This window comes from Prevotella sp. 885 (assembly GCF_002265625.1).
In the GTDB taxonomy this organism is placed as follows: domain Bacteria; phylum Bacteroidota; class Bacteroidia; order Bacteroidales; family Bacteroidaceae; genus Prevotella.
On record NZ_NOVE01000029.1, the window covers coordinates 15,948 to 40,755 of the forward strand.

The 24,808-nt window shown below is 48.6% G+C and carries 18 protein-coding genes and 1 pseudogene; 9 read left to right on the forward strand and 10 right to left on the reverse strand.

Annotated features, from left to right (window positions below; all coding sequences use genetic code 11):
- Positions 1 to 64: 64 nt before the first annotated feature.
- The 5 genes from CHL74_RS09410 to CHL74_RS09430 form a co-directional block, all read right to left on the reverse strand.
- A complete protein-coding gene (locus CHL74_RS09410) occupies positions 65 to 3,043 on the reverse strand; it encodes a helicase-related protein (RefSeq protein WP_094880912.1) in 2,979 nt (992 codons plus the stop codon).
- A gap of 2 nt (positions 3,044 to 3,045) precedes the next feature.
- Entirely contained in the window at positions 3,046 to 4,068 is a 1,023-nt protein-coding gene (locus tag CHL74_RS09415) for a phospholipase D-like domain-containing protein (protein ID WP_369597365.1), read from the reverse strand.
- Positions 4,065 to 4,862: a hypothetical protein gene (locus CHL74_RS09420; protein ID WP_094880914.1), complete on the reverse strand. Its 798-nt coding sequence runs from the start codon at positions 4,860 to 4,862 to the stop codon at positions 4,065 to 4,067. The genes CHL74_RS09415 and CHL74_RS09420 overlap by 4 nt, the downstream gene beginning before the upstream one ends.
- Positions 4,855 to 6,111: a DUF6361 family protein gene (locus CHL74_RS09425; RefSeq protein WP_094880915.1), complete on the reverse strand. Its 1,257-nt coding sequence runs from the start codon at positions 6,109 to 6,111 to the stop codon at positions 4,855 to 4,857. The genes CHL74_RS09420 and CHL74_RS09425 overlap by 8 nt, the downstream gene beginning before the upstream one ends.
- A 131-nt stretch (positions 6,112 to 6,242) precedes the next feature.
- Positions 6,243 to 7,934 (reverse strand): sulfatase family protein, encoded by a 1,692-nt coding sequence (locus tag CHL74_RS09430; protein WP_094880916.1) that lies wholly within the window; start codon positions 7,932 to 7,934, stop codon positions 6,243 to 6,245.
- A gap of 153 nt (positions 7,935 to 8,087) precedes the next feature.
- Between CHL74_RS09430 and CHL74_RS09435 the strand changes: the two genes are divergently transcribed.
- On the forward strand, positions 8,088 to 9,659 hold the full coding sequence (locus CHL74_RS09435) for a hypothetical protein (protein ID WP_141241284.1): 1,572 nt from the start codon (positions 8,088 to 8,090) through the stop codon (positions 9,657 to 9,659).
- A 99-nt stretch (positions 9,660 to 9,758) separates the two neighbouring features.
- Here the strand turns inward: CHL74_RS09435 and CHL74_RS09440 are convergent, their stop codons facing one another.
- On the reverse strand, positions 9,759 to 12,365 hold the full coding sequence (locus CHL74_RS09440; RefSeq protein WP_176452216.1) for a chitobiase/beta-hexosaminidase C-terminal domain-containing protein: 2,607 nt from the start codon (positions 12,363 to 12,365) through the stop codon (positions 9,759 to 9,761).
- A 266-nt stretch (positions 12,366 to 12,631) separates the two neighbouring features.
- Between CHL74_RS09440 and CHL74_RS09445 the strand changes: the two genes are divergently transcribed.
- Positions 12,632 to 13,966 (forward strand): MATE family efflux transporter, encoded by a 1,335-nt coding sequence (locus CHL74_RS09445; protein WP_094880919.1) that lies wholly within the window; start codon positions 12,632 to 12,634, stop codon positions 13,964 to 13,966.
- Between the two features lie 96 nt (positions 13,967 to 14,062).
- Here CHL74_RS09445 and CHL74_RS09450 read toward each other — a convergent pair whose 3' ends face one another.
- Both CHL74_RS09450 and CHL74_RS09455 read right to left on the reverse strand, forming a co-directional pair.
- Positions 14,063 to 14,299, reverse strand: a complete 237-nt coding sequence (locus tag CHL74_RS09450; protein WP_094880920.1) for a hypothetical protein — start codon at positions 14,297 to 14,299, stop codon at positions 14,063 to 14,065.
- 36 nt (positions 14,300 to 14,335) lie between these two features.
- Positions 14,336 to 16,603 carry a fibronectin type III domain-containing protein gene (locus CHL74_RS09455; protein WP_094880921.1) on the reverse strand — a complete coding sequence of 756 codons (2,268 nt, stop codon included), beginning with the start codon at positions 16,601 to 16,603 and terminating at the stop codon, positions 14,336 to 14,338.
- Positions 16,604 to 16,773: 170 nt separating this feature from the next.
- Between CHL74_RS09455 and CHL74_RS09460 the strand changes: the two genes are divergently transcribed.
- The 6 genes from CHL74_RS09460 (at position 16,774) to CHL74_RS09485 (ending at position 22,291) form a co-directional block, all read left to right on the forward strand.
- Positions 16,774 to 18,012 (forward strand): hypothetical protein, encoded by a 1,239-nt coding sequence (locus CHL74_RS09460; RefSeq protein WP_141241285.1) that lies wholly within the window; start codon positions 16,774 to 16,776, stop codon positions 18,010 to 18,012.
- A gap of 149 nt (positions 18,013 to 18,161) precedes the next feature.
- A complete protein-coding gene (locus CHL74_RS09465; protein WP_094880923.1) occupies positions 18,162 to 19,070 on the forward strand; it encodes a TraB/GumN family protein in 909 nt (302 codons plus the stop codon).
- A gap of 424 nt (positions 19,071 to 19,494) precedes the next feature.
- Positions 19,495 to 20,982, forward strand: a complete 1,488-nt coding sequence (locus CHL74_RS09470) for a DUF1846 domain-containing protein (protein ID WP_094880924.1) — start codon at positions 19,495 to 19,497, stop codon at positions 20,980 to 20,982.
- A complete protein-coding gene (locus tag CHL74_RS09475; protein WP_094880925.1) occupies positions 20,972 to 21,442 on the forward strand; it encodes a low molecular weight protein-tyrosine-phosphatase in 471 nt (156 codons plus the stop codon). Before CHL74_RS09470 ends, CHL74_RS09475 begins: the two co-directional genes overlap by 11 nt.
- A gap of 191 nt (positions 21,443 to 21,633) precedes the next feature.
- Entirely contained in the window at positions 21,634 to 21,933 is a 300-nt protein-coding gene (locus CHL74_RS09480; RefSeq protein ID WP_094880926.1) for a nucleotidyltransferase family protein, read from the forward strand.
- On the forward strand, positions 21,908 to 22,291 hold the full coding sequence (locus tag CHL74_RS09485) for a HepT-like ribonuclease domain-containing protein (protein WP_254923262.1): 384 nt from the start codon (positions 21,908 to 21,910) through the stop codon (positions 22,289 to 22,291). Before CHL74_RS09480 ends, CHL74_RS09485 begins: the two co-directional genes overlap by 26 nt.
- A gap of 101 nt (positions 22,292 to 22,392) precedes the next feature.
- On the opposite strand, the gene CHL74_RS09490 is transcribed toward CHL74_RS09485, so the two are convergent.
- Positions 22,393 to 23,307 (reverse strand): glutaminase, encoded by a 915-nt coding sequence (locus CHL74_RS09490; protein WP_094880928.1) that lies wholly within the window; start codon positions 23,305 to 23,307, stop codon positions 22,393 to 22,395.
- Between the two features lie 331 nt (positions 23,308 to 23,638).
- On the opposite strand from CHL74_RS09490, the gene CHL74_RS09495 reads away from it, so the two are divergent.
- Positions 23,639 to 24,709 carry a site-specific integrase gene (locus CHL74_RS09495; protein ID WP_254923263.1) on the forward strand — a complete coding sequence of 357 codons (1,071 nt, stop codon included), beginning with the start codon at positions 23,639 to 23,641 and terminating at the stop codon, positions 24,707 to 24,709.
- On the opposite strand, the pseudogene CHL74_RS16220 reads toward CHL74_RS09495, so the two are convergent.
- A pseudogene (locus tag CHL74_RS16220) lies at positions 24,706 to 24,808 on the reverse strand (ISAon1 family transposase); the annotation flags it as partial. The gene CHL74_RS09495 and the pseudogene CHL74_RS16220 sit on opposite strands and share 4 nt — an antisense overlap.

Below are 24,808 nucleotides of genomic sequence, written 5' to 3' on the forward strand. Positions count from 1 at the left end.
CGTAAGTAGCACAGCAAGCCCGGTAATTACATGAAAGCGTTCTGCATTACCGGGCTACGTTTTTTTATTTTCTCCTAATCGGCGACAGATTGATTAAGAGTCTCTTGACATCTTCTTCACGCAAATCCTTGAACAACTCCAAGAGTTCTTCCTGTCTTGGCTGCCCCATTGTCAGCCTGTATAAGCCCAGAACAGACTTCATGCGCTCATACTTGCTCCAATCTGCACTTAACGGATAAAGCGGGATAACCGACTCTATTCTTTCCTGTTGAGAATCAGGAATCCTGTCAAGCAGTTTTTGGGGAATTGACCAGTAGGGCACCAGCTCGCACAATCCTTCTTTTTCCGCTTCGTTCCTTGCCTCGTCAAATATCCCACTCCATTCATATATGTCAGGATGGAGTTTGGCAACGTTCCTCCTTACGTACAGACTCTTATATCTGTCTATTCTTCCTTCCCTTTGCTCTATGTCCTGCGGATTGGACGGAATGTTCCAATGCATAATCTTACGACAATACCAATGAAAGTCGAGTCCCTCCTGTCCAACGCTTGTTGACGTCAATACGAACGGACGAAACGGGGAGTTAAATGCCAGACGCGTGTCGTTGGCTTTGTTCGTATCCCTCTCGTTCATCTTCATCTTTCCGTATGGCATTGCATAATGAGTGCGTATTCTCCATTTCTTCTTTTTCTTTGCGAAAGATTCGGTAGTGTCTATTTCTTGATAGTTTCTGCCTATAAAAGAGTCTACAATTCTTTTCTGAATCTTATTTACATTATTGGCGTTCACCGGTTCTTCGTCTATCATGTGCGCAAACTCATCCAGCACAGCCTGCAGATTGCCCATCACACAATAATCAATCACCTGCTGATAATAAGTAAGGGCGCTCTTCTTATTGTAGACAATGTCAAGGGTTGCCGCATTATATCTACGATTAAACATCTTGCAGAATTCCGCTGCAGCTTCTCTTGCCAAATCCTGATTCTGCAGCAGACGATAAAAACAAACACCAGGCGAACCAATAGCCATATCGGTCAATATGTCGAGTGCTTCTGACGAAAGCTGAATCTCGTCAGTACAGTCCGAATCGAACTGCGTTATTGCGTCTAAAAGGCTTTGAGCGCTATATGACTGAGGCTGCACCTTAATGTTCTTCTGACCTATAATATACGATCGTACAGAGGCTCTGACATTCTTTATGTCCTGACCTAAATATTCTTCCGGACAGTATGCTTTAGTCAGAAACAAGGACGGAAAGGACGTGAGTCTGAGGCTTTCATCACGCAGTCTTTCCGTACCTGCCTTCCTGTTCTCCTGCTTATTACGTTCATTGATTTCGTCACTTTCCTTCTGATTGGTGTAAGTGGCAGCAGGGAAAGCCAAGCTTATGCTCTTTTGTTCTACTGCGTAAGACACCATACATGCTATCATTCGGGGCACCATCTCCCATGCCGAGAACACAAGAATCTTGGAAAAGTCATGATTCCTTGCAAATACATTATGCGACGGAATACTGTAATAAGGATGCGAAGCGGGAACCCAAAGCAACTGCTCGCCATGCTTTTCTCCTTTTTCTCCAAACAATATATCGTACAGCTTGCCCAGCTTGGCATTGCAAGGCTCAATCTTACGATACCTATAAACGTCATCAACCTTCAGAAGACATCTCTGCTTATGGCTGCTTATCGGCAACAAACGACCGTCTAACGCCTTCTCTACGGCTTGCTTCAGCTTGTATTTGTCCATGAACGACAACAGATATGGGGATGACTTTACATACTCCATAGGGACAGTCTTTGCTCCGAACTGTCCTTTTTGGACATCGTTGCACACATCTATTATCTCTTGCATCTGACAATAAGACACCACATCCCCAACGTCTATGCCCATAGTCAAGTCGGTCTTCGTTTGGGTGCGATAACGTTCTGTCCTGCTCATTCCCTCATACATAGCATCCTCTGCAATATTTTTCTTGGCAATAAGAATGTCTAAGCTGTCCGTGCTCAACCGGCACAGTCCCATAGAATAGTCGTGCCACACCTGCTTAAAATCAAAATCTGCCCTTTCTTTGAAAAGAAAGTCGGTCAGCTTTATGAAGTCTTGATACTGAGAGTCAATCCTATACTCGTTAAGCTCCTCCAACGTTGTGAAAGGCTTGTATGGTGTGGCAGACACTAAAAGAATAAACGGACCATTCTCCTGACCAAAGAAATTTCTTGTCAGCAATGCCTCTTCGCTATTGTCCTCCGTATCAAGAAGCGAACTGAAACGCTGAAACTCGTCCATGACAACCAAGTCGGGCGACAACTCCTTCATGCTGATCTTGCAGAAAATCAGACGGAAAAGCGAAATTGCCTTATTGGATGTAGCATAGTCAGGACACGAGATAGTTTTAAGAAGCAAGCTGCTTGCCTCTTTATAGCCTTCGTCTTCCATTACTTCTTGTCTTATCTTCTTGCTGTAATCACCTTCTTCCCCGTCCAAATCGCTTATCTCTTGCTCATATTTCGTTATGTTATTGTTCCAATTAACGGCATTGGCATTGTATATATTGAGACGGTTCTTCAGCGCGAGTTTATGGTCTTTAAAGTCTGGTAAAGCAGAGAGAATGTTATACATCAAGGCACGCTCGTTCATATTACCAGCCGAGTTTTGCAGATTGAAGGATGTGCCCGGCGTGAGAGGAATCAGAATCTGAGGCTTCCCGCCCTTCATCTCTTTAGCTTTCTTGGCAACAACAAGATGCTGCATAGACAGACGACTTTCGTCTATATTCAACACCTCCGTTATTCCGAGGTTCTCCGTATTCTGCTTTACGATGTTGGCATTAGAGCAAATATACACCACTCTGTAAATGCCATCATCCCAAACTCCGTAGGTTTCGTCTAATTCTCCGACCTGCCTAATCACCTCTTTAGACACGATGGTCTTGCCAAGCCCCACCTCATCAGAAAGCAGAACCCGACGTTGCCTTTTGCTTTTGAATATGTCTACGATGTGATTTGCCGTAGCTATCTGAAAGTCCTTTAATTTCTTTTCCATGTTCACCTTATCAATTTCAGAGCTTGCTTGAACGTCTTATATACGGCAAGAAACTCCTTTGCGTATTCCTCATTACCCAATTTCTTGACAATATCCTCTATCTCGTCCAGCCGTTTAGGACTGGCGCTTGCCATCTTCAGCATCTGCTCATATATATTGACGGATGTGTTAAGAACATTACAGTTATCACTTGTGCCTTTAACCATCCTCTCCGTCTGTTCCATCTCAAACATATATTCCTCAGGATTGTCACTAAGGACGAACGAAAGATAATTGAGAAACTTCTCCTTGCTGTCAATCACAGAGCGATAAATGGCAATATCGCGTTCCTTGGACGGTATGCCATGTGTCTGGATTTTTATCACTTTCTCCATGCTGTCGCCTTCTTCATCACGTACCGTAACAATGTAGAAGTCGGACAACCAGGCAAGTGTGATGTTATGGAATGTGGCCTCTTCATCCAGCTTCACTTTATAGTTAGGCATCTGCATTGGGGCAATGAACAGAGCGTAACGGTCTTCAGACATAACGTTCGCCTTTATTTCCACATCGTACGTGCCATCGGCGTTAGGCTTACAGACGGCAGCAAAGTCAGCAGTTATAAACTTTCTGACGAATGCTTCCATTTCTTTGGTTTCATGATTGTCTTCCGTTTCTGGAGCAACGTTTACGGGTTCGAAGATTCTGCTTTCTTCATCATTGCTGTCCATCTGAAGAAATTCTCGTCGGAACGTATCGAACACAAAGTGCTTGCCGTATTTGTATTGAAGACGAAGGATAAACTCTGAGTTGTAATGAAACGCAGAGTTAGTGGCATTTGCCGAACCGACGAAAAGATAATTGCCGTATTCGCCTTTCGGATTACATACCAGATAGGTTTTGGCATGAAGGTCGGTAGGCATAATGTCGTTGTGCGTCATTCCTTCCTTCATCACGTATATCTTGTGTCCTTCTTTGTCAAACATATCGTATACGTCTTTGGTGACGTATCCTGATGTGGTTACAAGAATATGGCGTCCCTTCACATTTGCGTCCAACTCCAGCAATGTCTGTTTGCTGAGAAACGGAGAATGGTAATCTGATCCTGTCCTTGGAATGATTGTGGATATTCCACTCGAGCATTCAGATTATTGCCAAAGAGGAACGGAACAAACTCATAACCATCCTCTTCAAACAAGTCTGTATCAACGTCGAAGTGGTCCACCCTAAGAATAAAACCAATAAGCTCCCTTATCCTTCGTCTTTTCTCCTTTATGTTGGCAGAGTTTTCGGTATTGGAAGAACACACAAACTTCGAAAGCAAATCAAGAAAGCTGACCAGCGGCTGATGCTTTTCATTATCAGCAATTCGGTCTTCTATCTTTCCTGTCAGACTAACCACCATGTCGAGATTGTTGTCAAAAGTAAGATTCCTACTCATTACCACAACCTTTATCTGCTGGTCAGTCTCAGCCTCTCTGCTTGTCTCCTTCAGAATCCACACCTTTGGATGAAAGTTTGAGAGCGGCTTCTTCTTGTTTGTCACTTCGAAGATGCAGCTGTCCAGTAACGGAAGGAACGACTGTGAACTTTGGGGAACGTGCATGCCACCTCTATTGCAGAACAAGACAAACTTGTCTGCACTTCTTCTAATGCCTTCCAATATACAGATGGGAGTATTGCTCTTGCCTTCTTCGCTCAGCATTCCTAAAGCCATTGGCACTACGAGTAATGCTTGGGGATTGATGCTGTATGTAGTGCCAACAGCAAAATCCACATCATATCCAGGTGTAACAAGCATTTCTCCGTATGTATAGTCGTTGAGTTGTTCTTTAGCCATTTGCCAGTCCTTTGTTTATTTCGTTGATAACCGAGCACACTAACTTCCAACGATAATCGAAGAAGTAAGCGCCAACATGTTCTATGTCTTTATATTTCAAGGGATTGGCAAGCTTGCTTCTTGTTGAACCCTTGGTCTGTTTCTCTCTGCTGATTATGAGGCGTTGCAGTTCCTTTAAACTCTCAGAATCTCCATTGTTGATGAGTCGGCAAGCCGTTTCGCAGAAACTGAGAGAGTTTCTATCCGTAATCAGTCCGCCTACATAATCCAATATCTCGGCAATACGTTCGTTGCTTATCTCATGTTTCCAAAGTTCCTTCAGTTCTTCGTATTTCCTTAATACGTTGTCGGCTTCATCCTTTCGCCCCTGAATAAAAGCAGTCTGTGAATAATAGATATAGTTGTATATTAATCGGAGGAGATACTGAAACTTGGAAAACCTTACCGATAAAGCATAAACAGCATAATGCTCGTCACTCATTCTGTCTCTCCACAAATCTCCCAAACTGAAAAATTCATTGTTTTCCCCTAATGGATAACCGTCACGAAGGATGGATGCCAAAAACGAATCTTTCGATTTAGGCGAACTTAAAATCTTACTCTTTATGAAATTTGCTTCATCGCGTGTCAGGTCTATGCTTATCGGAGTGACACCGTCAAAACTATAAGAAAGACCGCCTGCGTCAAATAATTGAAAGTTGCCAGACAATTGGTTGGCATCTCCCATTTCCTCCTCTTCCTCCTTTGTGAGGTACTTGGGAGGTTGGGCATTCTTTATCTTGCTTCTTTCCATTATAAGCGAATAGATATTGATATTGCTCCTTATCATCCCGTAGGTAGTCAACGCTCCATAATAAATATATGTAGGGTCGTATTTCACATATTTATCATTGTCACGCTCTGCTTTATCAATAACGGTGCTGCCCGTAATTCCGTTAGCAAGTTCAGAAGAAGAGCCTAACAGTAACTGACGTGTAAGCTTTATCTCCAGATCAAGAATCTTAGCTCTTACTTCATTTACGTTCTTGTATGAGCCTCGTTCTGCCTCTAAAAACAAAGACGGCAGCACAGCATAATACTTGGCTCTGTTGTGTAAGGTGGACATTCCGGGGAACATCTTATTGGAGAAAGCGTCACGAATACGGCCTAATCCAAGTTCATCAATGGCTTGATGCTCCTGAATGGACTGTATAACTTGGCGCAGCTTGCCCTGCTCTTCGGTACTAAAGTTGACAAAACCTAATTTCATTATTTCTATTAAAAATCATTAGTGTCCCGATTTTAACGGGACACTAATGTTTAGTAGTTATTATTATTAATTAGCTACGCCCTAACGGTTCGCACCCTACCAAATAATAACCACTAAATAATAAATACTAATTAATACTCGTCCACCGCGATGCTCTTGCGGTAGTCGGTGAGCTGCTTTTGCAGTTGCTTTGATATCTTCTCGTATCCCGGCTTGCCGTAGAGATTGTTCAGCTCGTGGGGGTCAGCCTGGAGGTCGTACAGTTCGTTGTAGTTGACAGCCGAATCCTTTGGCTCGAAGTAGCCGAGGGAGGTGAGGTATGTCATGCAGCCGTGCTCGCGTGTGCCGGGCTGACGCTGATACTTGTTCTCCTTCACGGCGTCCAGTCCACCCGCTCCGTAGAAGTGGATGAGCTTGTAGCGGTCTGTGCGCACGCCGTCGTGCTTACGAACCATGTGGTATGTCGGGTAGTCATAATAGTGATAATAGATGCTGTTGCGCCATCCCTTCACCTTGTCGCCAGCCTTGAATAGGGGCGTGAGCGAACGTCCGGGCAGCTCCTTCGGCTTGCTGATGCCGGCAAGATCGAGGAAGGTCGGGGCATAGTCGATGTTCTGCACCAGCTTGTTGCATACCGATCCGGGCTGGATGTGTCCGGGATAAGCGATGAGGAGCGGTGTGCGGAGCGACTCCTCGTACATGAAGCGCTTGTCAAACCAGCCGTGTTCACCCATATAGAATCCCTGGTCGGAGGTGTAGACGATGATGGTGTTGTCGGTAAGACCGTGGCTGTCCAGATAGTCGAGCACGCGTCCTACGCTCTCGTCCACCGACTTGATGACGCTCATATAGTCGCGGATGTAGTTCTGATACTTCCATTCGTCCAGCTCCTTGCCCGTCAGACGAGCCTCAAGGAGGCGGCGGTTGCGCGGGAAGTAATACTTGCCCCAGGCGATGCGCTGCTCAGGATTCATGCGGTTCACCTCGTTCATGAGGCTCAGGTATGAGTCCCAGCTGTCGGCGTTGGCGGTGTCGAGCATCTCCGGCACCTTGAAGTCCTGCTCCCATCGCATATCCTTCGTGACGCTCATCTTCTGCGTGCGTACGGCAGAACCGCGTGTCTCGTAGTCGTCATAGAAGGTTTCGGGCATGGGGAAGGTTACGTTGTCGTACATTCCGAAGTACTTGGTATTGGCAAGCCAGTTGCGGTGCGGTGCCTTATGATGGAGCAGAAGGCAGAACGGCTTGCTGGCGTCGCGATGCTCTATGAAGCTGAGTGCGTGGTCGGTGGTGAGGTCGGTGGAATAGCCTTCCTCCACTATGTACTTGCCGTCCGTGTCCGTTCCACGATACTGCGGATTGTAATACTGTCCCTGGTCGTTGTAGATGTGATAATAGTCGAAACCCTTCGGGTCGCAACCCATGTGCCACTTGCCCACTACGGCTGTCTGATAACCAGCCTGTTGGAGCTGTTCGGTGAAGAAGGTGCGTGTGGTGTCGATGCCCTCACCGAGCTGGCGCTGTCCGTTCTGATTGCTGTAAAGACCTGTCATGAGGCATGCACGCGACGGTGTGGAGAGCGAGTTCTCCACGAAAGCACGGTCAAAGCGCATGCCACGCTGTGCGATGCGGTCGATGTTGGGTGTGGGAGCAAGCTTCGAGATGGGACCTCCGTATGCGCTGATGCACTGGAATGCGTGGTCGTCGCACATTATATATACGATGTTGGGGCGTTGAGTGGCAGCGGCTGCTTTTTGCTGTGCCTGAGCAGTAGCGGCTATGCAGGACAGAGCAGCGAAAGATAATAAGGATTTGTTGTCCATAAATTGTAGTATAGTTATAAATAAATTTAGTAAACAGTTATAAATGCAAGTTCGGCTATATTTATGCAAAGTTACTAATAATAAGTCAAAGAGAGCCCTTAACGGGGCGCTAATGACAATATATGGATAATTAATAGTAACTTTGCACCTCAAATGAAAAAGATAGCATTGTTAGTTTTGGCGGTTTGCATGGCTGCATCAATGGATGCTCAGACAAGCCGTAAGAAGATAGAGAAGTTTGCCGACGAGGCAGTAAGACAAATAGCATTGACAGGACGCAAGCCCACCATTGACATTCTGGACTCGCTCTCCAACAACGCCGAGGTGAGTGTGGAGATGGTCAGCCGCATGGGCGACCCCGACGACGCAAGACAGCAGAGAGCCTGTCTGCGCCTCATTGACGACATCGTGGACTTCAGTCAGCAGGAGACTGGACGAAAATACACCGACGTTATACGTAAGGGTCTGACGAAGGCACTCGACCGCAGCTTCGAGCCTGACGTGCAGTTGCACGTAATGGAACAGCTGGCACGCATAGCCAAGCCTGCCGACGCCGCACACATTGCCATGTACTTGGAGATGCCTGAGCTGGCCCAGACGGCAAGCGACATCCTTGTGAACATGCCCGACATTGACGACCGCATAGCGGAAGCAGCTGCGGCTCAGCCCGGCATCAAGCAGAAGGTGCAGACCATCCTGGACATACGTGCCGGAAAACGACCCAAGCAGACGGCTGTCACCACCGTGGCAAAGCCGAAACCTGCAGCCATACCTATGTGGACGGAGAGCTTAGACAAGGAAGTGGCAGGTATGTACCACGCTCCGATGCCCAAGGCGGACAGCATCCTTATAAGGAAGGACACGCCGGAAGCGCTCCGTGACTTGCTGAAAATGGCAGCCAACATGGAGGAAGCGGAGCGAAACAGCGTGCTGGCGCGATTCGTGACTCTCGCAGGACAGTCGGCTCAGACGGGCAGCATTACTGCCGCCGAACACTATCTGATGTTGCGTGCAGCTGACGAACTGGTAACAGACAACACTCTCCGAAGCAAGATAATCGTGGACTTGGGCACCACCCACTCCGTTCAGGCTCTCAGTTATCTGCGCCGTTATACGGGCAAGGCCCCGTTCATTGACGCCATGGCTGTGGCAACGGCTGAGACCGTGAGCACACATCCTGAGGCTAACGGAGGACGCTCGGTGAGCGCCATGCTATATTCCGCCAAGCAGTCGTTCATCAATCACTACGACGAGCAGGGCATCGACACGTACATCGACCAGGTACTTGCAGCCATAGACAACTGGAAGCAGGCTGCCGGCTACGACATGTCGCATACGGACCAGACGAAGATGGAGAAGCGTGGATTCTGGATTCTGCATGAAGAGCTGGACGACTGCGACCTCGTGTTCGACTGGAAGGCACGCGGACGACTGACACTCAGCCTCCACTCATCGCCTGTAATAACATTCGACACGACGATGGGTGTGAAGATTGCAGGAGAAAACAAGTGGCATAAGGTGAAGAACATCTGCGAATGGTCGACGGCATCAGTAAGCTTGAAGGGCGACGCCGTGACGGTAAGCGTCAACGGACAAAAGGTGGCGGACGGCGTAAAACTGCCTGCCATGATTGACGGCGAGCCGATGGCAAAGAGCGGACAGACACGCTTCCTCGCCGATGACGACGGAGCAACAGTAAGAGAATTCTGTTTTCTTAGAAAATAAAAAATGAGAATTAAGAATTGAGGGTTGAAAGTTATGATATGTTATTAAAGAAATCATAACTCTCAACCCTCAATTCTTAATTCTCAACTAAACAAATCATCACTTCCACATCACCTTGCGGCATGTTCCGTCAGAATATCTCATGATATACATACCGCCTCTAACTGGAACGTTTACGCGCTGTCCACTGATGCTGTAGACGGCTGTAACAGTGGCTTCAGCGTCGGTGGCAGGTGTGGTTACGCCGATGGATGTGGCAGTGTCCTTGTATGTTACGCAAGGAGCGATGGCTATGGACGTCGGGTCGTCGGTGTTGGCGAACCACGTATAGGTGCCAAGACCATTGTCGTTTTCGTCAGTATCTTCCACTAACTGCCATGCCGTAGTCTTCATTCCTGCGTTGCGACGCAGACAGAAGATTGAGATGTCGTCGGAGGTGTAAGGCGATTCTTCCATCGTGCCGTTGGGGAACGGTCCGACAACGACGAAGAACTCCTTGCCCTTCTCCATGCTTACCGGCTCGGCAAACGCGAATGTGGTGGCGAGATAGTCGTCATCGCTATACTTCAGGTCGGATGCCTTGACGCTCGTAGAGGCAAGTTCCTCGCCCGGTTCGCCATTCTCGCCGACTGCGTTCAGCGTCAGACGTACCTCATAGTCTGGATCGATGGACGTCACGGAAGCGAAGTATACAGCCACCTCATTGATGGTTGCGTCGGCAAGCGGTGCCTTATATTTCTCTGCAAAGCGGTCGAGTCCCAGCCAGTTGGAGCCGGCATACGATCCGAACCATCCGAGTTCCACCTTCTTAAGATTAGAGTTCTCCTCCGAGCTGATGTTCCATACATACTGTGATCCGCCAGCCTGGATGGCATACTGGAGAACGTCGTTGCTCTGTCCGGCTGCGTTCTTGGCTGTCAGTCCTACGCTCACGGTGCCCTTCTTTACGAAGGTGACGGTAGGATTCTGCTCGTTGCTCGTCTCCTTGTCGGCATACTGGAACACCCAGTTCCATTCTGTAGGATTGCCTGTAGAGAGGTCGCGGAAGGTTACGGGCACGTCTGTCGGAACGAATACGCCCACCCAAGGACTCTCATATCCCTCCTCCGGCAGACCGATAAGGGCCGTCGGTGCCTTCTGGGCCACTACCACGAAGCCCTTGCGCTCCATTACGTCGCTCTCATTGCCGCGACGAACGGTAAGGCTGACGTCGTAAGTGCCGGCCTTGTTGTACGTTACGGTCGGGTTGGGGTCGGTGGATGTCTCAGATGCGCTGCCCGGGAACTTCCATTCCGTTGCGTCGGGGCTGCCCTTGGCAAGGCTCACGAACTGTATCTTCTCGCCCTCGAAGATGTGGATGGTCTCAGCTGCGGAGGCATCCTCCTTGGTAAGACGGAAGCCGTCAATGGCAAGGTTTTCGCCACCGAACGGATAATTAAACTCAAACTTAACCTTCTTGCCTGTAAAGGCAGCAAGACTGTAGCTGAACTTGTTCCAGTTCGGACCAGTATAGCCATTGTCCTGCGCCCAGTCGAAGGCGTTGAGCAGCGTTGTGGTTTCGTTGCTCTCCGTGTCGATGACATCAAAGGTCCACTTACCGTAAATCAAGAACGGAGCTTGGAAGTAAGCATAAAACTCTACGTTGCTGCCTTCCTCAATGGTGAACTCCGGACTGGTGAGCTGCGAAGTGCCGTTGTTCTGCGCGTTGTAAGCGATTGACACGGACGAAACGTCGTCTGCCTTTACGCTCTTGAAGTTGCGGTTGGCAAGTTCCCAGCCTTCGCCGACGGTCCAGTCAGCCATTCCTTCCTCAGAATCGAACTCCTGATCGTAGAATGCCGTGAAGGCACGGTCTGTTGTGAAGTCAGCTTTCAGCGGTTCGTTGATGACATACTTCGCCTCCACCACGTCGCTATACTCCTTGCCTTCCTTCACGACAGCCTTCAGCGTGGTGGTGGCAGCAACGGTGATAGGCTCCGTGTAAGCCACGCGCGTGCCGCCTTCCAGCTTCGGATTGCTGCCGTCGGTGGTGTAATAGATGGTGCGAATGACGTCGGTCCTAGCCTCCGAATTTATCTCCACGGTCTGCGCCTCGTCGTATGTACCGGCGGCAGGCGTGAATACCGGCGGCAGAACCGTTGACTGCGCCTTCTCATAATCAATCTCAATCTTGCGCACATAGAGCGGTCCCTTCTTCTCGCTCGTCTGGTTTAGCACGATGGCCACCTCGCCTTCCTTGGCATCAGCGGCAGCAATACTAAACTCAAAATGCTTTTCGGTGGACTCAAGAGCAGCTGTAGTTTTGCCATCGCAGGCATAATTGACACCGTTCACCGTTACGGAGACGTTGCCCTCGTACTCAGCTTTCTGCACACGTGCGGTCACGCGCACAGCCGTAACCTTACCCAATATGCCGTCGGTCCACAGCTTTGCACTCGTAGGCGGTTCGCCAGCCGAGCCGATGTACTGCCCCATCTTGGACGTATAGGCATAGATAAACGTTCCTTCGGCGGAAGCATTCCATTGCACGCCGTTGAGTTCGGTAGTGTAGACGTCCTTTTCCACACGGCTCGCTCCGAAATTATAAAATCCCTGTCCCCCATTAGCCTTAGAGGTATTCCATTCGAACGACCATGTGTCGGCTTTCATCGCCTGAGGCAATAATGAAAGCAAAACGGCGAATAAAAACAGTAAATTCTTCTTCATAAGCATAAATTTTGTTGTGAAACGTATTCTTCTTACAATCTGCAAGCAGCAGCGGTTTGCAAATATACAAAATAAAACAATACGCTGTTAGATTATATCAAATTATTTACACAAATCGCCTTTTTAATTACAATAATGCACTACACGCAGCCATTTAGCATCATTTAAGCGATGCTTCGTATTATTTATCTTTTAGGTTTGCCTTTTGCGGATCACTTTTTATGGGTAACTTTGCAGCATTAACCTGAAATACTCATAATAATAAGATGAAGACAAAGAGAGACAACTACACATTCCTTACCACGGCGCCCGTCCACCGCGTAATCCTGACAATGGCTATACCGACCATCATCAGCATGCTGGTGACGAGCCTATATAATATGGTGGACACTTACTTCGTGGGAAAGATAAACACGCAATGTACGGCCGCCGTGGGCGTGTCGTTCTCGATGATGGCAATAATACAGGCTGTGGGATTCTTCTGCGGGCACGGATCAGGCAACTATATCTCGCAGAAGCTTGGCGCAAAGCAGACCGAAGACGCCGCAATAATGGCTGCCACCGGCTTTTTCTATAGCTTCTCGTTCGGCATCGTGATAGCCATAGTCTGTCACCTGTTCCTGGACGACATAGCCGTGATGCTCGGTTCTACGCCGACCATCCTTCCTTACACCCGCACTTACCTTGGCATCATCCTCCTTGGCGCCCCGTTTATGACCTCCTCCTTCACCATGAACAATCAGATGCGCTTCCAAGGCAACGCTCTCTTGGCTATGGTGGGCATCGTGACGGGAGCCGTGCTGAACGTCTTCCTCGCCCCTCTCTTCATCTTTGTCTTCCACATGGGCATAGCTGGAGCCGCCACAGCCACGCTTATTTCGCAGATATGCAGTTTCTGCGTGCTCTTCGCCATGACCTGCAGCAGCAGGAACATCCATATTCTCCCACGCAACTTCTCGTTCTCACGCCAACTCATGAAGGAGATAGTAGCCGGCGGCACGCCATCGCTGTCGCGTCAGGGACTGGGAAGCTTGGCTGTCATCATGCTTAACGTGGCGGCAGGAGCTTTCGGCGACGCTGCCATTGCCGGAATGTCCATCGTCAGCAGAAGCTGCTTCTTTGTCTTCTCGTTCATCATCGGCTTGGGCCAGGGCTTCCAGCCGTTGTGCGGATTCTGCTACGGCGCACGCCTCTACAGCCGTGTGAAGGAGGGATATATGTACAGCGTGAAGCTCGGCACGGCGTTTCTTATAGTGGTGGCGCTGGTCAGCTTCGCCTTTGCCGAACCCATCGTGGCGGAGTTTCGTGACGACCCGGAAGTGGTCATTGTAGGAACAGCAGCCCTTCGCTGGCAGCTCGTCACCTTTCCGCTCATAGCAACGGTCATCGTCAGCAACATGTTTATGCAGACCATCCGCAAGCCCATTCGCGCCAATATCCTCGCAGCAGCCCGCAGCGGCCTGTTCTTCATCCCTCTGGTGCTCATCCTGCCTAAGCTTTGGGGACTCTTCGGACTGGAAATCTGTCAGGCAGTGGCTGACGTATTCGCCTTTGCCATAACCGTACCTTTGGTGTGGAGCGCATTCCGCGAAATGCGATAAGAAAATAAAAAAAAGACCGGAAGCTTCCTTTTGAGGCTTCCGGTCTTTTGCGTTTAGTGTGTCTTTACATCTTCTTTGCGTGCGAGAGATCTGAGATTATCGTCCCATTCCGCAGCCCGAAGGTTCTGCAGTACGACTTGGCGTTACCTCACCGGCATGCGCCTGGCTGAACTCACGGTTGATGTCGGCAAGCTCTCGTCTGCCGAAGATGTAGTCGTCGTACATGTCATCCATGTCGACGCCTTCACACTCACCGTCGCAGAAGTTGAGCGATTCCTTGACGATTGCCATGCGTTCGTCGACGGTGGTGTCTTTGATAAGAAGGCTTTTCATTTCTTTCGTTACGTTTTTTATAATTGCTTTTACTGATTATCTGCGTAAGATGGTTGTTGCGCTACCGTCAGCATACTTGACGATGATAAGACCGCGTGTGTTTTTATCCGCCTTCATGCCGTCAACGGTGAAGCGTCCTGTCTCGGTCTTTGCAGCATTGTCCTTGATGTCTTTAACGCCAAGGAATGTGTCAACATTCTGGAATGCGGAGCGTTCTGAGCTTACCTTACCTGCCTGGCGCTGACGTACAGCTGTGACGGTGTAAGCATAAGAATGGTTCACTTCAGGCTTCTTCAGATTTGTGACGGTCTGCGATGTCTCCTCCTCGTCGGTAGTGTAAGTGAGCAGGTCCTCATATACACGGTCGCCGGCAGAAAGGTTCTGCGTAATCTTGATGTCGTCGATGATGAACGGATAGTGGTTCGCTGTAGTGAACACCACGATATCAGACTCCTGTCCGTCGGTAAGGTCCACATTGAACGTGCGCCATTCGTCTGGTGTGATGTTAAGGCGTACGCCCTTGCCAGAGCCCTTAGAATAGATGACGAGCTCGTCGTCCTTAATCATAGATCGAGCCGTTACCTTTACATGGAAACGTCCCTCGTCGTTAGAGAGCGTAAGCATCGGTGTAAGGAGTTCGCCCGAGATGTTATAGTCAGTCATGCCTGTGCCAACGAAGCAGCCGTCAGCATATCCGCCCCAGATGCACTGCCATCCCGAACGATAGGTCATATTCGATCCCAATGTCATATAGTTGGAGTTCTGGAAAGCCATCGGCTTCTCGATGGTGACGCCTGTATCGGCAATCTTCGAGAAGTCCTCGTTGAGCACTACGAACCCCTTCTCCTCTTCAGGAGCCACGTATGTGTCATAGTTGGTAACCTCGTAATAAGACGCCTTGGGCACCGCCTGCCAGTTAGCCGTATAGCTGTCGTGGCTGGCATCGGTAGCCGGCTCTACGACGGGAGTGGCAAGTCCGTCAGCCTCTACAGCAGATGAAGAAGCCGAAACCTCATCTCCGTTTACAGCCTTGATAGTGTAAGAATAGTCTGTCTCGGGATCCATGCCACTAACGACATAAGATGTGCCTTCCACCTTCTCGTCCTTGAGGTCGTAAACGAGTGTGGATGACGACTCTGTGGACCAGCTGAAGTCTGTAAGACCGAAGGCGCAGTCGTCGGGCAAGCCGCTCATACGGAAGCGAACCTTCGTAGACTTATACTTGTCCTTCTTGAAGAAGCGGCTCCAATCAAACTCGTGGCGCAGCTGATTGCCGTATTCAGAAGCGTCAATCTGCACGGTTGTGAAGTTCTTCCAGTTGAATCCGTCCCACATCTCCACGATGAGTTCGGTTCCCCAAAGGTCCTCCACGTTGCGGGGCATCTTACACTCTATGAACGAGAAAGTCAGCGCTGTCAGTCTGCCTCCGTTGTCAGGCATGGTGATGATGTCGCCGTTCTTTATCTTAATGGCAGACTGTACGCCGCCTTCCTCGTTGACATACTGCTCAGGAGCTGCACCACTTGTTCCCGGAGTGTATGTCCAACCTTCCGGCAACGTGCCGTTGGAAAGGCTACTGAAGTCCTCCGTGAAGTCTTCCGTCTGCGTCACCGGAGTCTTCTCGTTGTGGAAGAGCGAGAAGAGATAATGTGTGGCGTTCTCCACCGGAGCCCAGTTGGCAGTGAATCCGTCCACCGTGAAGTTAGTGGCTCGGTAAGCCACGGGAGCCGTCAGCTCCGTCGACTTATACACGTGGATGTCGTCAATGAGAACCTTGCCGTCCGTATAGAAGCTGACGAGCATGCGGTTGGAGTTGGCATAGATGGAGTTGTTGTCAAACTTGAACGTAAACTCGCGCCACTCGCTCTTCGTCGTAACGAAGTTCTCGTAGTATGTGGTCTGGTTATACTGGTTCTCAGCCTCCTCCCAGAGTCCGATGTTCAGGCGTGTGTTGTCCTGATAGTTAGAGCTGATAGTCTTCGCGCGAACCTTAACCACGTATGCTCCTGTGTATGTACCAACGACGGTATTGAGCTGCGCTCCGTACTGGTCAGGATTGATAAGTGCACATGCTCCGCCAGCCTGATGTACGCCGTAGCCTGACCATCCAGTTGTGTGGAAGTAGCGTGCAGGAATATTGCCGTTCTCGCTGTTGATGGCAGCCGAAGGCGAATCCTCGCTACCCTCCGTGAAAAGACTGAAGTCCTCGCTGATGTCCGTGGTCTGCGCAGTGGCAGCAAACGGGACAGCCACCGTCATAATGGCGGTCACAGCAAGTGTCTTGATTGTAGTCGAAACGTTCATAAACATTTAAAGATGAATGATTTGAAGAGTTTTTATTTTTTAAGTAATATTTGAGTACAAAAGTAGATAAAATCTTTGTGAGTAACAAATAATATGTTAATTTTGTGATTGTTTATTGAACTAAATGACAATAAACGATAAAGAGTAACTAATAATAAAACATCAAAAACATGAAACACCTTTACATCTTATCTCTTCTGGCACTTATGTCTGCGCCGTCATTTGCAGACAACAATCTGCCACTGCGCCGCCAGCTTGCCAAGCTTTATGCTGAGGCTGAACTGCCTGGACTCTCTTCCATCATCAGCTCACAGCCCGAGGGCACGCTCTATAAGGACCTCAATCATTATTTCGAGGGATGTTATGCGAGCAGCGACGGATACATATATGACTATCTCGGCGACGGCTATGTCTCGGACATCGTGGAGGACAGCGAGGGCAACCTATATATAAAGAATCCGTTCGGCTTCCTAAATATGGACGCTGAGATATGGGTGAAAGCCACAAAAGCCGGTGACGGCAAGTATAATGTGGAGCTGCCACAGGCCGTATATGACAATACGGGAGGATCCGACCCCATCCTTTACGCATGGCGCTATCTGAAGGACGACTCGGAGAACTATGCCACAAAGGATGCCAAGTCGCAGGTGGTGTCCTTTGAACTGCGCGGCGACTCGCTTGTGAAGGTTGGCGACAGCAATGCGTTCATCGGTCTTGGCGCTGCCGACGGCTACTTCTATGGCTACGGCGACACCGTCAGCATATACAACAAGATAAAGGACGCCGCCCCAATACCTGCCGACATCTCAAAGGCTGTGGACTATAAGGTGACATACAACGACGCCACCAACACCTCCACAGGAAAGGACATCAGCGTGGTGTTCGAGGGCAACGAGGTGTTCTTCTGCGGATTGGACGACACGCAGCCAGATCTTTGGTTCTCCGGCACCATCGAAGGCGACCGCCTTATGCTGAAGAAATGGCAGTATATGGGCGTTGACCGCAACAACAAGACATACGCTCTCGGACAGCCGTCCCACATGTATCTCTATCCCTTCGGATGGGGCAACTTCACCGACGAGACAGGTAATGAGAAGTACGGACTCTACGAAGTGGAGTCGCCGTCACTCGCATACGACGCAGCCACAAAGACCTTCTCCACCGACGAGCTTACGCTTGCCATCAACCGCGGCCATCATTATTATCCCTTCGTTTACTATACAAAGCCTAAGTTCGTTCCCGCTTCGGCAGCAGGCGTAGAGAGCCTTGAAGCAGAAGAGGAAGGCGTTGACACCTATACAGACCTCGCCGGTCGTCGTGTGGAGCGTCCCACGAAGGGCGTATACGTAAGAACCGTTAAAACAAAGGACGGAAAGGTGAAGACAGACAAGATGGTCATGGCACGTTAACAGTACGTATACAATAATATATATACAACAATATCCACATCAATTAAGTGATGCTGTGTCATTATATTAAAATATATGTGACGCATTTGTAAAAATACGTAAAAACATCCTTAGTACAAAACTTTGTTGGTCATTTAACAATAAATAATATGAAGAAAATCTTAATTTCACTCTTATTTGTGTTGGTTTCGGCTGTTAGCGCCAACGCTCAGTTGCTTTATCGCGTGTCGGGTGCCGACCTTAAAAAGCCGTCGTACGTCTTCGGTACCTTCCACTTTGCCAACTCGCCTTTTGTCGACCAGGTTGCCGGTGTGCGCCAGGCGCTCGACGCTACCGACCAGGTGTATGGCGAATTGAATTTTGATGTTATGCTAAACCCGGACAGTATGCAGGTTATGCAGAAGCACATGCTCCTGCCGGAGGGCAAGACCTTGAAGACGGTGCTAACCCCCGAGCAGTACAAAAAGCTTGATGCGGTGCTGGTAGACTATATGGGTGTAGGTCTAAGCAACCCTATGGTGGCTCAGCAGATGGGCAAGATGTCGCCCGCCACGCTGCTCACACAGCTTATGGTGTTGCAGTATCTCAAGGCTCACATGGGCGAGTTCGACCCTACAAACCTTATCGACCAGTACTTCCAAAAGCAGGCCAAGCAGAACAACGAACCTGTAGGCGGACTTGAGACGCTGTCGTTCCAGGCAAGTCTGTTGTACGGCGCGCCGCTCAAAAGACAGATCCAGCAGCTCGACTGCTTCCTTAACAACCTCGACTATTATGCCCAGTTTACCGAGCGCATGGTCAAGGCTTACTACGCACAGGACGTCAAGGCTCTGCTTGACCTTATGAACGAGAAGTTCAACACAACGTGCGACAGCACTCCTGAAGAGATGGCACAGCTGCTCGACAACCGCAACCTCGACTGGGCAAGTCGTATGCCTGCCATCATGAAGGCTGCCCCAACCTTGTTTGTTGTGGGTGCCGGACACCTGCCTGGCAGTAAGGGCGTGCTTAAGTTGCTGCAGGAAAAAGGATACACGGTTGAGGCTGTTAAGCCTTAACTGTATACAGAGACTACTATTTCGGGCTCTCCGATAGCTGGAGAGATATAAACTGGAGTTTATCGGGGAGGTTTATGTGAGTATATGGCAGGGCTTTGACAAAAACCGATAAAACCCCGTATATATTTTCCGAGTCTTCGACTTGCCTTACATATAGATAAAGCCTTACGAGAGCAAGCTCTCGACAGCTTTGTCTATATGTAAAGCAGTGGCACGATGTGCCCTCGTAAAATATATACGGCAATAAACATAAAAAACATTTGGTAGAGCGTTACTTGCGTGAGGGTGTGTCAAAACTCAAACAATGCGAGCTGAAAGCCCAAATTGCTCCTTCGGGGCGTACCACTTGCGACTTTTGACACACCCTCATTAATGTTTTATCGTATATTTTTTGTAACTTTGCACAAACTTTTATGACCAGTATATGAGAATTGGATTTGACAACGAGAAGTATCAGAAGATTCAGTCTGAACACATTAAGGAACGTATATCACAGTTCGACGGAAAGTTGTATCTCGAACTGGGAGGCAAACTCTTCGACGACCATCATGCCAGCCGCGTACTTCCGGGCTTTATGCCGGACAGCAAGCTGCGCATGTTTCAGAAAATCAGCGACAGCATAGAGATTGTCATCGTCATCAGCGCCACCGACATCGAGAAGAACAAGAAGCGCGCCGACTTAGGCATTACCTACGACGAAGACGTGCTCCGTCTGCGTGGCGAGTTTCAGAACCGTGGATTCATGGTCGGTTCAGTGGTCATCACACACTACAACGGACAGCCTGCAGCCAGCGCTTTCCGCCAGCGTCTTGAGCGAGACGGCATCAAGACATACTGCCATTACCTTATTGAGGGCTATCCCCACAACGTCAGCCTCATCGCCTCGGACGAGGGATTCGGCAAGAACGACTACGTGGAGACGGAGCGTCCACTCGTCATCGTAACTGCTCCCGGACCGGGCAGCGGCAAGATGGCTGTGTGCCTGAGCCAGCTCTACAACGAGAACAAGCGTGGCGTAAGAGCAGGATATGCCAAGTTTGAGACCTTCCCCGTATGGAACCTGCCGCTCAAGCACCCCGTGAACATCGCATACGAGGCTGCCACAGCCGACCTTAACGACGTAAACATGATTGACCCGTTCCACCTTGAGGCATACGGCAAAATCGCCATCAACTATAACCGTGACATCGAGATATATCCGGTTCTCAACGCTCTCTTCGAAGGCATCTACGGATCTAACCCCTATAAGTCGCCCACGGATATGGGTGTCAACATGGTGGGCTTCTGCATCAGCGACGACGAGGCTTGCTGCGAGGCATCGAAGAACGAGATTATCCGCCGTTACTACGACGCCACCAACAAGATGGCACGTGGAGCATGCAACGAGGAAGAGATAAGCAAGATACAGATGCTCTTCAATCAGGCTAAGATCAACACCGACTTCCGCCGCACCACCGTTGCAGCAAAGAACTATAAGAAGGAGACAGGACATACGTCGTCAGCCATCGAAATGGAGGACGGCACCATCATCACAGCCAAGTCGAGCGAGCTGTTGGGGTGCTCCGCAGCGCTTATCCTCAACGTCACAAAGTATCTTGCCGGCATCGACCACAACGTGAAGCTCATCCCGCAGTCGATGATTGAGCCGATACAGCACACGAAGATCAGCTATCTCGGAGGCCACAACCCGCGTCTGCATACTGACGAAGTGCTGGTGGCGCTGTCAGTTCTTTCCGAGAACGACGAGAACTGTCGTAAGGCTCTGGAGCAGCTTCCGAAGCTTCGCGGCTGCCAGGTGCACAGCACCGTGATGCTCAGCGACGTCGACCAGAAAATATTCAAGAAGCTTGGTGTGAATCTTACATGCGAGCCGGTACTTAAAAGCGTTGGTGACAGAAAGAATGGAATATAAGAAACAGAAACTGCTCTTCATCTGTCTCGGTAATATCTGCCGCTCTCCGGCTGCTGAAGCGGTGATGAAGAAGATGGTGGCAGACGCAGGAAGAGAGGACGAGTTCTTCATCGACTCTGCAGGAATAGGCGACTGGCACGTAGGACAGCTTCCTGACAGCAGAATGAGACAGCGTGGAGCACGCCGCGGATACACCCTTGACAGCCATGCACGCCAAATCTGCGCCGACGACTTCTCTCGTTTTGACAAGCTGCTCGTCATGGACAACGACAACTATCGCATCGTCACGTCCAAGGCTCCGACAGAGGAAGCAAGGGCAAAGGTGGAGATGCTCACCGACTATCTTAAGGACCATAAGAACGTAAGCGTGGTGCCCGACCCATATTACGGCGGCACCGCCGACTTCGACTATGCGCTCGACCTCATAGAGGACGCATGCAGCAATCTGCTTAACGCATAACAGCCTTCGGGTTAACAATATAAAAAGGAGAATGTGACTTGTAAGAGAAAACCTCTCACAAGTCACATTCTCCTTTTTATTTGACATTAACTTTATATGGTTATTTCAAGTTTAATATGAAAAAAACGACATGAATAATATACAAGTAAAAGAAATATTCCTTATTTTTGCATACATAATAATATAATGAGATGAGAGCACTTCAAGATTACATAGCAACCATAAAACAAAACAGTTTCAAAATCACTAATGATTTTGGAATAAAGACATTACGCATCTTTGGATCGGTTTCACGAAACGAACATACAGAATTAAGCGATTTGGATGTATGCGTGGAAACAGAAACCCCGAATCCATTCCTGTTAGCAGACTTAAAAGAATTCTTGGAAAGTCTATTCCATTGTTCAGTGGACGTAATCCGCATACATAAAAACATGAATCCCCTCTTCAAGTCAAGAATAGAACATGATGGAATCTACGCAATACGATAAATACATTGCCAAGGACATACTTAATAGAGTATTGACGTCCATAGAACATATTGAAGAACGTTCACAACCTTATCATTGTGGCGATGATTTCATTATGTCCTCTACGGGTGTCGCTATACTTGATTCCATTTGTATGCAATTTATTGCCATAGGAGAGAGTTTGAAAGGCTTAGATAAAGTCACTAAAGGCCTGTTACTTCCCACACATCCTGAAATAGACTGGAAAAACATTAAAGGATTGCGTGACATAATTGCTCACCACTACTTTGACGTAGACCCCGATCAAATCTGGTGGATTATCGAAAAAGAATTACAGCCATTGAAAAAGGCTGTAAAAGAAATGATAAATGAGATTTAAGGCTATACTGCTATAATTATAAAGGAGACCATGGCAAAATACAATAGTCTCCTTTATTCATATCCTAACTACAATGCATATCATAACTCTCAACTGTCAACTCAGAATATCGACTCTTCCGTCTCTGACGTAAACAGTTCCAAGGCTTTCATTCCCATGATGGAGTTGCCCTTCGAGTTGAGTCGCGGGCTCCATACTGCGATGGAGTAACGTGAGGGATAGAGTGCTACGATGCCACCGCCTACGCCACTCTTGCCGGGAAGTCCCACGAGGAAGGCGAAGTCGCCGGCTTCGTCGTAGAAACCGCAAGTCTGCATTATGGCGTTTATGCGCTTCACTCTTGATATGGTGAGGTTTACGCCAGCGTGAGAGAAAGGCTCGCTACTCTTTGCGAACGCCATGAAAGCGCGTGAGAGATCCTCGCAACTCATCTCCAACGAACAAATCGTGCAATAAAACTCCAGCACATCATGCACGTCATTATGCAGGTTGCCATGATGCTTCAGCAGGTAAGCGATGGAAGCGTTGAGGTAACAGCTGTTCAGCTCCGAGCGCATCACCTCCTCAGAATAGTTGATGTCACGGTTGCCGGCGATGGTGCGTACAAACTCAAGGAAGAACTCCTTAGGATTGTCAAGATGCGAGAGAATGACGTCGGCGGTTACCAGGGCACCGGCATTGATAAACGGATTGCGCGGCTTTCCGTGCTCATACTCCAACTGCACGAGCGAATTAAAAGCCGAACCGGAAGGTTCCTTGCCTATTCTTGCCCACAAGTCCTTACCCAAAATACTCAAAGCCACGGCCAGGGAGAACACCTTTGCTATACTCTGTATGGAGAACTTAACGTCCGACTCGCCGAGGCGATAGGTTCTGCCGTCAAGCATTGTGAGGCATATACCGAACTGGTCAGGATTGACCTCAGCTAAAGCCGGAATATAATCCGCCTGCTTGCCGTCCTTGGCATATATCTCAATCTCCTTCCTTATTTTTTCCAATAAAGGTTGATAGTCCATTGTTTTCATTATTCAAGTAGTATTATAAGACGCTGCAAAGATATCGTTTTTTTCAGAAAATAACGCCTAAAAAAGCAAGAAATAGCAGAATGATGCTTTTATTTTGAGTTTCAAGTGGTTGTGGCAGTCGTTGGCTTTAAGTGGCATAGACGAGGAAAAGCGAAAAACGCAGATTGGAGAAATAGAAACGCTTTCAAATCATTACCTCGCAGAAACGCCCTAATAAGCATTTTTAACGGTGGCGGTTCATATTTCCCCGTTCTGCGTAAGTTTTGGTTTTGCCATGCAACTCTCATAGTTTAATTTTGCACCGAACAAAAAAGTAAGAATTATGAGATGCACTTTCAAGACAGTCTTCTATGTAAATGGAAGCAAGGAGAGAAACGGAATTGTCCCTATCATGGGGCGAGTGACAATCAACGGAACTATCGCACAGTTCAGTTGCAAGCAGAGCGTTACCAAGGCTATTTGGGATGCCAAGGGCAACAGAGCCACAGGCAAGAGTAAGGAAGCCAAGGAGGTGAACTTTGCGCTTGACAACATCAAGGCTCAAATCACCAAGCATTACCAGCGACTTTCCGACCGTGAGGCTTTCGTTACCGCTGAAATGGTGAGAAACGCCTACCAAGGCATAGGCACGGAATACGAGACATTGCTCAGAGCCTTTGACAAGGAGAACGCAGCTTTTGCCAAGCGTGTTGGCAAGGATAGAGCCAAGAACACCTACCGCAAGTATCTGACGGTAAGAAAGTATGTTGCCGATTTCATCAAGTATCAGTACAAGCGCAGCGATATGTCCATGAACGAGCTTACTGAGGAGTTCATCCGTGACTATTGCCTGTATCTGAAGAATGTCGTCGGACTTGCGCAGTCCTCCATTTGGATTTATTCCATACCACTGAAGCATATCGTAACGGCAGCTCACTACAACGGCAAGATACCGAGAAATCCATTTGCCATGTACCACGTTGACCCAGACCACAAGGAACGTGAGTTCTTGACATTGGACGAGCTTACCGCCATGACCGAGATAACGTTGGAAGACCCGAATATAGCATTTGCGAGAGACCTTTTTATCTTTGGTTGTTGGACAGGTATATCTTTCATCGACATCAAGAACTTGACGGAAGACAACATCAGCATGATAAACGGTGCTCCTTGGATTGTTTCCAAGCGTCAGAAGACAGGTGTGCCTTTCCAAATCAAGCTGATGGATATTCCCATGCAGATTATTGAGAGATACAAGGCTTTCAGAAAAGGAAGTCACTTGTTCAATATCGGCAACCTTGACAGCATCAACAAGCGCATAAAGAAAGTTGCTGCAATGTGTGGCATCAAGAAGCGTGTCTCGTTTCATGTCTCACGTCATAGTTGGGCTCACCTGAAAAAGTGTGTGGATTAAGCATACAATCTTGTTAGTCTGAAGAGAAAGAATTTCTTGTCAATGATACCCCGAAGTTGTGCTCTGAAATGCTTGACTTTTGCATTGAAAGATTCTGCA